At 56.2% G+C, this 14,363-nt stretch carries 11 protein-coding genes; 4 read left to right on the top strand and 7 right to left on the bottom strand.

Annotated elements, in window-relative coordinates:
* Nucleotides 1–72: 72 nt before the first annotated feature.
* Together IGS16_RS09870 and IGS16_RS09865 are read right to left on the bottom strand one after the other, a co-directional pair.
* Nucleotides 73–1,059 (bottom strand): adenylate/guanylate cyclase domain-containing protein, encoded by a 987-nt coding sequence (locus tag IGS16_RS09870; RefSeq protein WP_367185767.1) that lies wholly within the window; start codon nt 1,057–1,059, stop codon nt 73–75.
* Nucleotides 1,060–1,490: 431 nt separating this feature from the next.
* Nucleotides 1,491–2,312: a DUF3120 domain-containing protein gene (locus IGS16_RS09865; RefSeq protein ID WP_297085203.1), complete on the bottom strand. Its 822-nt coding sequence runs from the start codon at nt 2,310–2,312 to the stop codon at nt 1,491–1,493.
* Nucleotides 2,313–2,694: 382 nt separating this feature from the next.
* Between IGS16_RS09865 and IGS16_RS09860 the strand changes: the two genes are divergently transcribed.
* Nucleotides 2,695–3,597 (top strand): undecaprenyl-diphosphate phosphatase, encoded by a 903-nt coding sequence (locus IGS16_RS09860; RefSeq protein ID WP_297085202.1) that lies wholly within the window; start codon nt 2,695–2,697, stop codon nt 3,595–3,597.
* A 136-nt stretch (nt 3,598–3,733) separates the two neighbouring features.
* Entirely contained in the window at nt 3,734–5,083 is a 1,350-nt protein-coding gene (locus IGS16_RS09855; RefSeq protein ID WP_297085201.1) for a TIGR03279 family radical SAM protein, read from the top strand.
* A gap of 409 nt (nt 5,084–5,492) precedes the next feature.
* Here IGS16_RS09855 and IGS16_RS09850 read toward each other — a convergent pair whose 3' ends face one another.
* Nucleotides 5,493–6,617, bottom strand: coding sequence for an ABC transporter substrate-binding protein (locus IGS16_RS09850; RefSeq protein WP_297085200.1), 1,125 nt, complete (start codon nt 6,615–6,617; stop codon nt 5,493–5,495).
* 530 nt (nt 6,618–7,147) lie between these two features.
* Here IGS16_RS09850 and IGS16_RS09845 point away from each other — a divergent pair.
* Together IGS16_RS09845 and IGS16_RS09840 are read left to right on the top strand one after the other, a co-directional pair.
* Nucleotides 7,148–7,975 carry an ABC transporter ATP-binding protein gene (locus IGS16_RS09845; RefSeq protein WP_297085199.1) on the top strand — a complete coding sequence of 276 codons (828 nt, stop codon included), beginning with the start codon at nt 7,148–7,150 and terminating at the stop codon, nt 7,973–7,975.
* 79 nt (nt 7,976–8,054) lie between these two features.
* Complete coding sequence (locus tag IGS16_RS09840) at nt 8,055–8,834, top strand: ABC transporter permease (protein ID WP_297085198.1); 780 nt, start codon at nt 8,055–8,057, stop codon at nt 8,832–8,834.
* On the opposite strand, the gene IGS16_RS09835 is transcribed toward IGS16_RS09840, so the two are convergent.
* The 4 genes from IGS16_RS09835 to IGS16_RS09820 all read right to left on the bottom strand — a co-directional run bounded on the left by IGS16_RS09835 (nt 8,814) and on the right by IGS16_RS09820 (nt 14,149).
* Nucleotides 8,814–9,716 carry an amino acid ABC transporter substrate-binding protein gene (locus tag IGS16_RS09835; RefSeq protein WP_297085197.1) on the bottom strand — a complete coding sequence of 301 codons (903 nt, stop codon included), beginning with the start codon at nt 9,714–9,716 and terminating at the stop codon, nt 8,814–8,816. The genes IGS16_RS09840 and IGS16_RS09835 overlap by 21 nt on opposite strands.
* 22 nt (nt 9,717–9,738) lie before the next feature.
* The gene (locus IGS16_RS09830) at nt 9,739–10,194 is read right to left on the bottom strand and encodes an EVE domain-containing protein (protein WP_297085196.1); all 456 of its coding nucleotides are present in this window, start codon (nt 10,192–10,194) and stop codon (nt 9,739–9,741) included.
* 121 nt (nt 10,195–10,315) lie between these two features.
* Nucleotides 10,316–13,528 (bottom strand): UPF0182 family protein, encoded by a 3,213-nt coding sequence (locus IGS16_RS09825; RefSeq protein ID WP_297085195.1) that lies wholly within the window; start codon nt 13,526–13,528, stop codon nt 10,316–10,318.
* Between the two features lie 84 nt (nt 13,529–13,612).
* Complete coding sequence (locus IGS16_RS09820; protein ID WP_297085194.1) at nt 13,613–14,149, bottom strand: DUF3122 domain-containing protein; 537 nt, start codon at nt 14,147–14,149, stop codon at nt 13,613–13,615.
* Nucleotides 14,150–14,363 lie beyond the last annotated feature (214 nt).

Raw genomic sequence — 14,363 nt, 5'->3', positions numbered from 1 at the left:
CTTCATAACTCTCAACAACACAGCTTTAACAGCCTCATAATTAGAGACTACCACTTTGGGGGGAGTATCGCCCTAGATCTTGCTGCTCAGCTTCAAAAACGTATCCAGGTCGGTGAAAGAGCCAGCATAGGTGACGGTCGGCGTGTCGTAGCCCTTGAGACTAACGGTGTATTGCTTAAACAAATTGGGGTTAGCGATCGCCCCGGCCAGGTATTGATACGTTGTTTCACCCAGGGCCACGTCCATACCGATTTGCTTGGTAGACGATTCCAGTCGGAAGGCGGCATTCACTGTATCGCCTAGGGCGGTGTAGTCGGGGCGATCGCCCGTACCCGTGTTGCCCACCATCGCATAGCCCGTGTTTAACCCTGCGCCCACCCGCAGTGGAAACGGCAGCGGATAACGCTCATGCAGGCGGCTGGTCATTTTGTGCAGAGCGCTGAGGGCGCGAGCAATACGCACCATCTCGTCGGGCGTAATGCCCTGCGCCCCGTGAATCCAGACTGCCATAATCGCGTCGCCGATATATTTATCGACCCAGCTTCCGTATTCGCGAATGATGTCGCCCGCGCAGCGAAACCAGGTGCCGATCGCCTCTGAGAGAATTTTTTCGTCTAGCTGGCGCGTCATCACCGTAAAGTCGCGAATATCGACGACCAGCACCGAGATGAGCCGCCGGACGTGGAGGGTGGCAGTAGCGGTGAATTCTTGTGAATCGATGCCGACCGAGGAATCGTGGAGATGCGACAGTTCGGGAGAGTAGAACTCTAGCTCGGTCTGCCCAAAGGTGAGGCGATCGCCATTGTGGAGCGTCACTGGCACGCTCACCCGCCGACCGTTCACAAACGAGCCGTTGCGGCTGCCCAAATCGATCAGGTAAAACTCACCCGTCTCCATGCGTTGCAGCATGGCATGGTTGCGCGAAATCCAGCGATCGGGCAGCACAAAATTGTTATCGTCTCCTCGTCCAATCGTCCAACAGTTGTTGTTCGTAAGTGAGAGGTAACGATTGCCAGAGTCGGTTCGTAATATCAGATGGGGAATGGGTTGGGCAGTCACTGACAAAGATGAGAAACCGCTAAATCTTTCCCGAAGAGATGCATCCTGGTAAGTCTGGCACGCTGTGTCAGCGAAGGGCCAGCCGAGCCAGAGGCGCTCCAGAAACAACCTTGCAGATGCTCTGTAGAGGCTCCATCGAAGCTCTAAATCACCCTGAGTGAGAACCGCCAGTGGTCTTAGCCCGTTTGCACCATGTCAACAAACCCTCAGATCTCTAAAAGAGGTTTAGAGAGGCTTGCAGCACTCTGCCAACGATGCGTTGCAATTTAGAACATCCACTTACCTGGAAACTTCGCAATATCCAGCATTTGCGCCCATAGACTGCAACGACAATCAGCTAACTCACTCCTGCAACTCAACCATGCGACCCTAGCAATGCTACCAAAGCCACACTACTAAGTTAGCCCAGGATACTCAAATCATATCCTCAGTCAGGCAGCAGTCGCCGCTAACCAGAATAAGCCATCTACCAAGAGAGTGCTCAAAATGGCTCCTCCAAAGCTCCACCCGTGGAGTGATCGCAACCGTAAAGGCGCGAACCCCAGCATCACCAGCAGCCCCACCAGCAGCAGCGCGAAGCCACCACCCCAGGGCGTATACATCTGATGAAGGGCTGCCTGGAGGACTGTTCCGGCGGCACTTGTGTCTGACTGCATTAATTGTCGCCAATAGGGAACCAGATCGACCAGGTAGAAATACAGATCCGTAATTGCGGTTCCCAGCAGCGACCCCAGGTAGAACCAGCGCCCTATTTTATGTTTTGCCCTATGGAGGCCAGGCAAGATGAATGGCAGACCCAGCGCCTCGACGGGGAGATGATAAAACGGCTCCCAGCGCAGCCAGCCCCAATAAATTGAACCGGCAAGCCAGGTCCAGGCAAAGCCAATCAGCAAGTCACCCCAAAGTTTCGTGGTCGGCTGGCGCAAGAGCGATCGCCCCAGTCCAACCCAGAGCAGTGTCATCCCCAGGCTCAGCCAGGGAAATAACTGCACCAGCGGTGCCTGAAAAAACACCGGAACCGAGACTAAGAAGACAGATGCCGAAAAAACTGCGAGATGAGTCGTGTAGTCGGCTTGACGCTCCGCTGCTTGAGGTTCTGCGGCAAGATCGCTGGGGAGGGCAGCAGGCAGACCCGAAGGCACGAACGGCAAACGAACCGGCAGAATCGCTGATTCAGCGGCTGAGTCGGCAGTAGATTCAACGATGGACTCGGTGAGGTAAAGAGAGCGATCGCGCGGTGTAATGGAAACCAACTTTAATACCAACGATTCTTAATGCTTTTCATTTAGTTTACGTTATTTAACACATTGAGGAAAGCCTTGGAGCGATGTAGACAGAGGGTTAGTTGAGGCAGATTATTGGGTTTAGCCAGGATTTAGCCCTCGCGATCACGGCCCTAGTGCTGGCACTTCGTGCAGGATTCTATCCAGGACTTTATAAAGGATTTACTGAGATTTACAGCCTGTTTACCAAGCAAGGGGACTGGAAGCCGAGGAATCGCGCTTGACTCGGCTAAGATGTGGTGGAGTTTTAGAGATTAAGCGCATGGAGTTGATCAACCTGCCTCTGCTTTCAGCTTGGCGTGTGTTCCCACAGGGTGGACCCTTTGCAACAGTCTCAGGTGTTTCTCAAGGGATGCAAGAAGGAGTCGCAGGCATTGTACAGGGCTGGCCCCCGCTGGCGATCGCCCAATCTGCTGCTCCAGATGCCGCTGCGGAGCCGGGTCTGTTGACCAGTACCTTCCAGGCCATTGTGCTGGGGCTGGTGCAGGGGATCACAGAATTTTTGCCCATCAGCAGCACCGCGCATCTGCTGATTTTTACAAAAATCTTGGGCTGGTCGGCCGTAGGCGAAAAGTATTTCGTAGACGCAATCCAGTTTGGCAGCGTGATTGCTGTGTTGATGTACTTCTGGCAAGACATTCGCCAGATTCTCGGCGGCGCGTGGACTGCCCTCCAGCAAAAGGACTGGCAGCGCGAGGAGTGGAAGATTCTGGTGGGGATCGCTGTGGGCACGATTCCGGCACTGGTGTTTGGCTACCTGTTTCGCGATGCCATTCCCGAAAGTGCGCTTGTGATTGCGGTGGTGTCGATTGTGATGTCTTTGCTGTTGGGCTTGGCCGAGAAAATTGGCAGCCGCAAGCGCGGGTTCGATAATTTATCGATTTTGGACGGGCTGCTGGTGGGATTGGGGCAAACGCTGGCGCTGGTGCCCGGTGTGTCTCGCTCTGGCTCCACCCTGACGACGGGCATGTTTTTGGGGCTACAGCGACCGACTGCGGCTCGCTTCTCGTTTCTGCTGGGAATTCCTACCCTGGCGATCGCCACGCTCTATCAGTCCACCAAAGCCTTTGACAACGTCGATCGGCTGCTGCCGCTGCTGGTAGGGATTATTTCCACCTTTATTTTTTCCTACTTGGCGATCGCCTGGCTGCTGCGCTATCTCCAGCGCAAAAGCACCTGGGTCTTCGTCTGGTATCGCCTCGCCTTTGGGGCCACGATTTTGCTCTCGCTGGTAGCAGGGCTGATTCGAGAATAGGGGCGTGAATCAAAGGGAGCGGCAGAGAATGGTGCGATCAGGGGATGATGGGATAAAAGGGATCATGGAATGATCAAAGACGGGGTTGATCTGCCACCCCCCCCCTGCACGCCACCCTTCCTTCTCTCAACCTGCCATGAGCGACGCTGCCATCAAGCCTGCCCTGATTACCCGCGTGCTGCCCGACTCGATCGCCGCAGAAATTGGATTTGAGGAGGGCGATCGCCTCGTGTCGATCAACGGACAGGCTCCCCGCGACCTGATCGACTACCAGTTCCTCTGCGCCGATGAGGTGCTGGAGCTAGAAGTGCTGGACGCTACGGGCAAGACGCACCAGATTGAGATTGAAAAAGACTACGACGAAGACCTGGGGCTGGAGTTTGAGTCGGCACTGTTTGACGGATTGATCCAGTGCAACAACCGCTGCCCCTTTTGTTTTATCGACCAGCAGCCGCCCGGAATGCGGCAAACCCTCTACCTCAAAGACGATGACTATCGCCTCAGCTTTCTCTATGGCAGCTACCTGACGCTGACCAACCTGCCCCAGCGCGAGTGGGATCGCATCGCCCAACTGCGCCTGTCGCCGCTTTATGTCTCGGTTCACGCGACGGAACCGGAAGTTCGCATTCGCCTGCTAAAAAATCACCGAGCGGGTCAAATTCTCGACCAACTGCGCTGGTTCCAGAAAAATCGGCTGCAAATTCATGCTCAGGTCGTTGTGTGTCCGGGCATCAACGACGGCGTGCATCTGGAGCAGACGCTGCGAGATCTGGCTTCGTTCCACACAGGGGATATTCCCGCTGTTGCCTCCGCTGCGGTCGTCCCCGTCGGGCTGACCCGCTTTCGCCCGGCCGAAGATGAATTAATTCCAGTCACACCGGAACACGCTCGTCGGGCGATCGCTCAAGTGCAGGCGCTCCAGACAGAGTTTCGCGCTAAATTTGGCTCTAACGTCGTGTGGCTAGCAGATGAGTGGTTTCTGATTGCAGGACAAGACCTGCCGCCCGAATCCCACTACGAAGACTATCCGCAGATTGGCAACGGCGTGGGGTCGATTCGTCAATTCCTGAAGCAATTCAAAACAGCCGCCCGTCGATTACCCAAATCTGTGAGTCCGCCGCGCCGCTGGGTGTGGGTGGTGGGCAATGCCGTCGAGCGAGCCTTTCAGCCGATTTTGAAGCGGTTAAACGAGGTAGATGGACTGACCGTGGAGATGGTGGCGCTGCGAAGCGACTATTGGGGGCAGGCAATCACGGTGACAGGGCTACTAACGGGACACGACCTGGCGTTGGCGCTGGCCGGGCGGGATCTGGGAGATGGCGTGCTGCTGCCGTCGCTGATGCTGAAGCATGGCGACACGCGGTTTTTGGACGATACGACAGTGGCAGACCTGGAGAAACGGCTGAAAACACCGATTTACGTCGTGTCTGGAATTGAGGGGCTTTTGGAAACGGCTGTGCAGTCTCCTGTGCTGGCCGCCCGATAGTCGCGATTCTTCGATTTTGGATTTGGGATTTGGGATTTTAGATTTTGGATTTGGGATGCTTCGTCAAGCGTCTGCGGAGTTTCCGGCAGTTTTATTCGTAACTCTACTTCGGAGAATGGAGACAAGTCACAAAAAAGGGATGAAAGCATTGCTCTCATCCCCCGCAATCTCTAGGAGACATTAAATCTAGAAACGAAACATCAAGCAAAGCACGGGCGCTGAGCCAACTGGCCTAGTGCTGTGTCACAGCTAGAACTGAGGTTGGTAGCAAGCGCTTTAGCGCTGAAGCGCTTACTACGAGCCAAGGCATCACACGCTGATTGACTTTCGCCCCGGTGAAGATGTGCTTAGCGCTGAAGCGCTTACTACGAGCCAAGGCATCACCCTAAAACTAAACCACGACACTGCCCTAGTTCAGCGGTTGGCGATCGCCCGCAGGAGGCAAGCCCCGCTCCGACGCAGGCGGCAGGAAGCTATCGTCAAACACGTCGCTAATCGGCGGCGGCGTGACCTCAAAGACCTCGGCAACTTGGGCGATTGTTTTCTCAAAGCGGGATGGCTCAATGCCGCCCAGACCATTCGCCTCAGTCTCCGGAGTAACCCACAGCCGCTCCAGGGCAATCTTCAACCGCTGCTTTTCCGAGGCCTCTTCCATTAGGGAATCGCCCGCCTTCATCACCGATGCCAGTCCCGCAGCCGGATCTTTGATCACGTCCTGCATTCCCCGGAAATAGGCCCGCAAGAAGCCCCGCACCACGTCGGGGTTCTGCTCCAGAAAAGACTTTTTGACCACGATGGCATTGCCGTAGAGATCCAGCCCAAAGTCGTTATAGTAGAACATCGTCAAGTCAGACTCCTGCTTGCCTGCTTTGGAGAGCGCAGGCAGGATGCTGGTTGAAAATCCGCTGACAGCATCGACATCGCCCTTAACCAGAAACGTTTCCCGCAACTTCGGCTCCATGGTGATCCATTCCACCGAATCGGCAGGAATACCCACCTGCTCTGCAAAGACCGGCCACAGCTTACGCGGCGCATCTCCGGCGGGTGCGCCCAGTTTCTTGCCCTGGAGGGCTTTGGGATCAGCGATGCCGTTGGCAGACAATGTGGCGATCGCAAACGGAGAACGGTTATAGGGCACCGCCACCGCCACCACCGGATCATTCGGATTCTTCGCGTTGAACTCGATCATCGAGTACATATCGCCAAAACCAATCTCCACCGTCCCTGCTGCAACATCGGTGATGGTCTTCGCAGAGCCATAGCCCCGCTCAATCACCACGTTCAGCCCTTCCTCTGCAAAGTAGCCCCTCTCGCTGGCCAGCGTAATCGGCGCATTGTCTCCTTGTAGCAGCCAGGAGGGGTTGACCTTGATCGTCCGCAGTTCGGACGGAGCCGTTGGGGAAGAAGCCGTCGTTGCCGCTGGCGATGCCTCTGGAGCAGTCGCCTCTGGAGTAGGCGTTTGGCAACTGCTCAGCAGCATGGGGGAAGCAACCAAAGCAATGGAGAGAAATCGAGACAGCCAATTAAGTTTCATAGTGCGCTTTGAGAATTGATCTGCACCAGGCAATGTTTCAAGCTATTTCCTTCAGGGTGTCCCCAGAACCGCTGAACCTGCCTCAATCAAATGCTCCTGTGCTGCTAAACCCCGGCACGAAGCACAGAAGTTAAGCATGAAAGTCAAGCACACATGCCTACACCGGCCAACTATCTCAGTCAGCCATTCCAGCAAGGCATTTGAGCAACAGCAGGCGAAACAGCACAAAACCAACCACGCAAACTTCAACAACAAACGAGACCACTCGAAAGACAGGAAAAGAGTCGTGCAATTGGCTTAGCTTGGTTCAGCGTAGAGTGTACTGTATACACATCTGAAGCAGCGAAACGTGACTCAGACTACAATTTGCGATCGCCAACTTTTGAAAATTCATTAAGAACCTTGTCAAAATCGCTGCCTTAAAAACTCTTTGCCTTTATGACCAGGTTTTGTGTCAAAAACTACAGAATCCCCTCCTGCTTAGCTGTCCAAATGGAGGGCATCTTGAATGGGTCAAGGGTTTTCTCATCATGGTTCAATCCGAAGCAATCGACAGTGCTGCAAAAACTGATAAGCCTGTCATCCTGGAGTTCGACCGCATTGGTCTGGAATACCAGGTCGATGGCAGTCCGCGACGCATCATCGACGAGATTTCGCTGAACATTGCCGAGGGCGAATTCGTGTCGTTTGTTGGGCCGAGCGGTTGCGGCAAAACGTCGATTCTGCGGATGGTGTCGGGTCTGTCGCCTGCGCCCCTGGGAGAAATCCGATTTCGCGGAAAAAAGATTACCCAACCGCTGAAAAACGTTGGCATTGCCTTTCAAAACCCAGTGCTAATGCCCTGGCGCAATACGCTGGCAAACGTGATGCTGCCGCTGGAAGTCGTGGAGCCGTATAAGCAAGAAATTCGCAATCCTAGCCGTAAGGCGATTCATGCCCGTGCTGCCGAAGAACTACTGGCTACGGTGGGGCTGAAGGACTTTGCAAAGCAGTATCCCTGGCAGTTGTCGGGCGGAATGCGCCAGCGGGCTTCGCTATGTCGGGCGCTGATTCATAAGCCCGAAATATTGCTGCTGGATGAGCCGTTTGGGGCGCTGGATGCCTTTACTCGTGAAGAGATGTGGGTAATGCTGCAAGAGCTATGGATGCACAATCGCTGCACCTGCATTTTGATTACCCACGACCTGCGAGAAGCAGTGTTTTTGTCTGATACGGTGTATGTCATGGGGCCACGACCTAGCTCGATTATCTATAAGGTAGACGTGTCTCTGCCGCGCCCCACCACGCCAGACATGATGCTATCGGACGACTTCAACCACATTGTGGCTGACCTGCGCCGCCATATCCATCGCAACTAGCACAGCGTTGATTTTTATTATTCCGCTTATATTCCGCTTTGCATCCGCGCCTTTTGCTTTTACCATTCTTCTGGCTATCATGAATACGCTCGATCGCCTTGAAAAATTCTCTCGTACCAAGTCTGCCAGCATTATATTTCCTGTGGTAGCAACCGTGCTTCTGTTTGTGCTTTGGGAGCTGATTGTGCGGTTGCTCAATATTCCTAACTATAATCTGCCTGCACCGTCTGCGATTTTGCAATCGGCGATCGCCCGTAGTTCAGCTTTATGGGAAAATTCGATGCAAACGCTGTTCACAACTCTGGCAGGATTCTTGCTAGCGATTGTGGCAGGTATTATCCTCGGTTTTGTAATTGGCTATTCGCGGCTGGCGTACATTGTGCTGTACCCACTGCTAGTTGGGTTCAATACCATTCCCAAGGTGGCGCTTGTTCCGCTATTTGCGCTGTGGTTTGGCATTGGCACAATTCCGGCTATCCTCACGGCGTTCCTCCTGGCGTTCTTCCCGATTGCGGTCAACGTGGCGCTAGGACTGGACACGGTGGAACCGGAGATGAAAGACGTGATGCGATCGCTCGGCGCATCCCAGTTCGAGATCTTTCAAAAAATCGGCTTTCCCCATGTCATGCCCTACATTTTTGCCTCGCTGAAGGTGGCGATTTCGCTAGCGTTTGTGGGTGCCGTGATTTCGGAAACCGTTGCCTCTAACAAGGGCATCGGCTATCTCATCGTCACCGCCAGTTCCAACTTCGACGTGCCGCTAGGATTCGCCGGCCTGATGGTGTTGGCAATTATGGGGACTGCGCTCTACGGATTCTTTGCGGCGGCTGAAAAATACTTAATCTATTGGGCCCGGTAGTCCGGCTTGCTCAACCACCTGCCGAAAGTGGGCGACGGTGTCCGAAGTGTCCCACGGAACGATTCCCTGCGGCCCAAACCAGCGCTCAAACAACTGCGTTGCTGCTGTTTCTCCAGATAGCACGCCTTCCATAAAGCGGGTTAGGCTTTGATTGACCTGGGCGCGAAACGGCAGATCTTGTTTGGGCAGCAGACAGCCATAGACCTCTCGGCTAAAGGGTTGCGGCGGAATGACTTCGTAAGCATCGGCATCGGGTAGCGATCGCCGCAATCCCTCCAGCAAGATGCCGTCGCTAGCCAGCGCATCAATCCGTCCCTGTTGCAGCAAAGACAGCCCCTCAGCGCGATCGCCCACGGGCACAATTCGCGCCAGCGGCAGCCGCCTGCGAATTAACTCTGCGTTAGTTGTGCCCGATACGCCGCCAACTCGCAGCCGATTGCCCGAAAGCCCCTGCCCCCGCGCCAGCAAAAACTGCGTCCCCGTGACAAAATAGCCCGCCGAAAAATCCACCATCGACCCGCGGCTGAGGGTAATGCTGCTTGTGCCACAGGCTATGTCCAATGCGCCCCGGCTAACCTGGGCAAACTGCTCTGCTGCCGTCGTAGGCACCAGTTCTAGCTGAATCGTCCGCCCCAAGCTGCGAGACAAATCTGCCTGCATTCGCCGCAGCAGGTCAACCGGATATCCCATCGGTTCGCCCGACTCATCCAGCGTGCCAAACGGTGCAGCATCCGTGCGAACCCCCGCCCTCAGCACGCCCGTCCGCTGAATTTTCTCCAGACGCGCCTCTGCCCAGGCGGGAGCCAGCAGCCCCAGCCACAGCAGCAGCCCCAAGCTCACCAATCTACCCCGCCTCGCAGCCCTGCGTTTGTTTCGAGACATCCGCCTCTCCTAACTCCAATCCTCAGCCTTTCGCCAGCTTCAAAATTTTCTGGGCAACCGCCTCGTCTACCGGCATCACCGATAGGCGATTGCCCTGGCGCACCACCAGCAGTTCCTCTGACGAAAAGGTTTGCCGCAGTTGTTCCAGCGTCACTATCTGAGGAAACTGCTCCACAAACTCGACCTGCACCGTGCGCCAGCGGGGATTGTCCTGCGGCGATTTGGCATCGTAATACTTGCTTTTGGGGTCAAACTGCGTCGGGTCTACGATGTCTGGCTGCGACACCTGCATCAGCCCCACAATTCCCGGCGGCGTGGCGTTGGAGTGATAGAAAAACGCGCGATCGCCCACCGCCATTGATCGCAAGAAATTTCGCGCCTGATAATTTCGTACGCCATCCCAAATCGTCTGGCGATCGCGCTCCAGGTCTTCGATACCATACACATCCGGTTCCGATTTCATCAGCCAATAGCGCATTGCAGGAGAGGTTGAAGGAGGTTAGAGATTGGGGATACGTTACCTCATCCCATCATCTCATCATCGCCCTCTCTACTCATCGCTCTATCACGCTGCCCCATTCCCTCAGCCCAATCCCCCATTACTCCAGCACAGGCTCCCCGGCCGTCTCCGGCAGTGGGCGCACGATCGGCCCGTCCGGGGGCGCTTCGGGATTCGCTTCAACCGGGCTGTTGGTAGGGGTGCTATCGACCGAGACATCCGCAAAGATGGCATCAAGGGCCTGCCGGAGCGTTTCCGCCATAACGATGCGGTTTCCATAGGCGACGATGACCCTTGTGAGGGTGGGCAGACGGTTTTGATCTGCCTGGAGGTACAGCGGCTCGACGTAGAGCAGCGAGTCCTCGACGGGAATCACCAGGAGATTCCCCTGAATCGCCTGCGAACCCTGCCGATTCCACAGCGAAATCTGCTGAGAAATCAGCGGATCTTGGTTAATGCGGGCTTCGATTTGCTCTGGGCCAAAGATCAGCCGCTGCTTGGGGAAGCGATAGAGTAGCACCTTGCCATAGTTTTCGCCATCGGAGCGAGCCGCCAGCCAGCCAATCAGGTTTGTGCGCTGGGAGGGCGTGAACAGGCGCAGCAGGACAAATTCTTCAGTATCGGCGATGGGCAGCTTGGTAATCAGGTAGTAAGGCGCGACGATTTGCGACTCGTTGGCATAGATTTCGTTGGGTTCACGCCACTCGTCTTCGCGGTTATAGAAAATTTGCGGATCAGTCATGTGGTAGGTCATGAGCTGATTCGACTGCACCTGATAATAGTCCTGCGGATAGCGAATGTGACTGCGGAGAGCAGGGGGCATCGAGTCGAACGGACGGAACATCTGGGGCAGCAGACGACTCCAGGATTGAATCATCGGGTCGCTGGGATCGGCAATGTAAAAAGTGACGCTGCCGTTGTAGGCATCGACCACAATTTTGACCGAGTTGCGAATGTAGTTGAAATCGTTGTTGCGCGGGTCGGAATAGGGGTAGCGATCGCTCGTCGTGTAAGCATCGATAATCCAGTAGAGCGAACTGGGCGGCGAGTCAGAATTGCTAGTTTTCCCATCTAGCTCCACCGCCACAGGATAGGGGTCGTGGTCAAACCGCAGGAAAGGGGCGATCGCCTGCACCCGCTTGACGATATTGCGGCGATAGAGCAACTGCGATTCGCTGGTCAACTGGTCGCTAAACAGCATCCGCCAGTCGTTTAAGTGCCGCGCAAACAGCAGCCGCCGCCAGTAAGACCCGATGGGAATTCCCCCGCTGCCGCTGTAGGTGTTATACACGTTTTCGCCGCCGCTGGGATAGTCCAACTCCAGGGCGCGGGTGCGCGTCAGCACAAAGTTATTGGTCAATTCACCGAAGTAAATGCGGGGATTGTCGGTGGGCAGCAAGTCTAAAATCCGCGGGTCATTGACAATCTGCTCCACGCCCTCAATGAAGTAAACGGGGAGTCCACCCTCATCAGCGGTGTTCACCGGGCTGACTGTAAAGCCATAGCCGTGGGTGTAAATGAGGTGCTGGTTCACCCAGGTTTGGGCATCGGCAGGCACGCCGCTATAGTCCAGTTCGCGAGCCGCGATTAGAACTTGCCGTAGGCCAATCGTGCCCTGGGTGGTCGGAAGCTGGTAGCGGTCAAGATCGGCATCGGGAAATTCGTAGTAGGGGCGGATGCGCTGAAGCTGGCGATTCGTCTCTAGCAGGGGGCGCGAATCCCACAGGCGGATGTTGTCAATGGTGAGGTCGTTTGCTTGCAAATCTGCCCGCGTCAGGTCGGTCTGGGGATCAAAGATGTCGTCTTGAATGACTTCCAAGTTGAACGCATCGCGCGTCAGAGCGATGGTGCGTTGAATATAAGGCGTTTCCAGCGCCAGTTCATTGGGCTGCACAACAAAGCTTTGCACCACGAAGGGAATCAGCGTGGTGGCGATCGCCGCAACAGCCAAATGCAGCATCGGTCCCCAAAACAGCGGCGGCACTCGACGCGGCAGCAGCGCCACAGTTTCCGCTGCCCCCGGCCCAGAGCGCAGCGGCAAATCAACGGCAGATCCTGACCACTGAGCATATTCCGCAATTCGCTCTTCGCGCGATCGCCAGCCCCGGAGCGATAGAGCAGAATTTGCCGGAGCCGATGGGACGCGACCGCGAGACTGCGAAGCGGACGGGGGCAACCCTGGTGTCGCTGCGGTTCGAGAAACAAAGCCCCGATTCGGCAGACTGGCCGCCGCCCCCCGGAGCGGCGCAGCCGACACCGCCGGAACCGCCCGCCAGCGATGAGAGGCGATCGCCTGCCACAGCAAAATCACCCCCAACACCAGCGCCGCCACCGCCAAAATGCTGTGAATCGGCAGTCGCACATGGACATTCGTAAAGCCGGCCCCGTAGGCCACGCCACTGGTGGAATACAGCAGCCCGTAGCGATTGAGCCAGTGGGCCAGGGCGATCGCCAGCATCAGCACCCCACCCAGCCCGCAGAGATGGCGCAACTGCGGCAGCGACCAGCCCAGAAACCTTCCCTCACTGAGGCTGTCGCCTGCCAGCAAGTAGACCAGCACCACCGACAGCAACCCCAGCAGCGTCAGCCCCATTGCCCAATAGGACAGCAACTCCAGCGCAGGCAGCCGGAACACATAAAAGCTAATGTCTTGCCCAAACAGCGGATCGGCTCGGTCAAAGGGCGTGGGCGAAGCGGCGAGCAGCAGTTTGGCCCAATATTCCGACAGCACCAGCCCAAAACCCAGACTGGTGAGCAGCGCCCAGCCCCACAGCAGCACTCGCGGATACACCAGCAGCCCCCCCGCCAGCCCCAGAATAATCAGCGCGAGCCACGGCTGCTGGAGGCTCTGGCTGAGCAGTTGCCCCAGCGTTTCGGCTCGAAATCGCACGGGGACTTGAACGGCAGGTGTATAGACGCTGAGGGCCGGCCGCCAGTGGCTAATTGCCACGCCCGCGTGATAGGCCAGTGCCGCACTCATCCACAGGCTAATGCCCGACACCAGCACCGCCAGCGGCCGCAGCCGCAGCCCCCCAAACCGGGGAATTGGGGTCAGGTTCAGGTGCGGATCAGAATGTCGATGGGCGATCGCCAAATTTCCCCACAGAAATACCAGGCTCAGCCCAAACCCCAGCAGCCCCAGCCCTCCCTGCACACCCAGCCGCAGCCAAAACACCCGCAGATGCGCCACCCGCTGAAACCACAGCCCCTCTGCAACTAGCAGCCGCAGCAAATCGAGCAGCAGCAAACCTCCCACCACGGCCAGCGGGATGGCGTAGCGGCGCGGGAGTCGAAGCCAGCGGGGGAGGGGCATGGGAAAGAATCGGAAGAAACGGCACTAAGGAATCAGGTGTTAGGGGTCGCGACCCGCATTCTAGGCTGGAGTTTCAGTCTTGAACTAACTCTCATCCTGCCAGTCGAGGAGTTGTCGCCATTCGCGGACGGCAAAGGGAGGAATCGTCAATTCGAGCGATCGCCCCTCTTCTAACGGTAGCGCCAACCGCAGGGGCATGTCGGTTTGCAAGCGTAACATTGTGTCTCGAAAATCGTACTCGCCGATATTTCCCGCCAAATCATCATTCAGCCGAGATGTGCCAAAGACATCGGGCGCAGTCCAGGATTCGCTATACCCGGCGAAAATGGTCAGAGGCTCGGCATGGGCCAAGTAGGTCGCCCCTGGATAACCCACCAGCCGCAGCCGAAAATCTACGACCTGTCCATCTCGCACTCGCTTAAACAGCACCGCCTGCCACGCATGATCCGACTCGTCTCGCAGCGTTTGGAGCGATCGCACCATCACCTGCCCCCCACCCTCCGGATAGGGATGAATCAGGGCGATCGCAGGCAACGCCCACCCCAACCACAGCACAACGCTACACAACAGAACCAAACTCCAGCGCCCCAGCCGTCGAATTCCCATAAGCCAACCTTGCATGATGCTCTGGTTCTTATATAGCAGGGAGCCGGGGATTCCGGGGGTATTGGTGCTGCTGTTCGTGAATTCTCCCAACAACGGAATCTCGATTTTAGATTTTAGATTTTCGCTCTTCGCTCTTCGTTCTTCGTTCTTCGCTCTTCGTTCTTCGTTCTTCGTTCTTCGTTCTTCGTTCTTCGTTCTTCGTTCTTCGTTCTTGCTCTTCGCTCTTCGC

The organism is Thermoleptolyngbya sp. C42_A2020_037, assembly GCF_015272455.1.
Taxonomy (GTDB): domain Bacteria; phylum Cyanobacteriota; class Cyanobacteriia; order Elainellales; family Elainellaceae; genus Thermoleptolyngbya.
The sequence above is the reverse complement of the archived record's forward strand: the minus strand, read 5'-3'. Positions and strand labels throughout refer to the sequence as shown.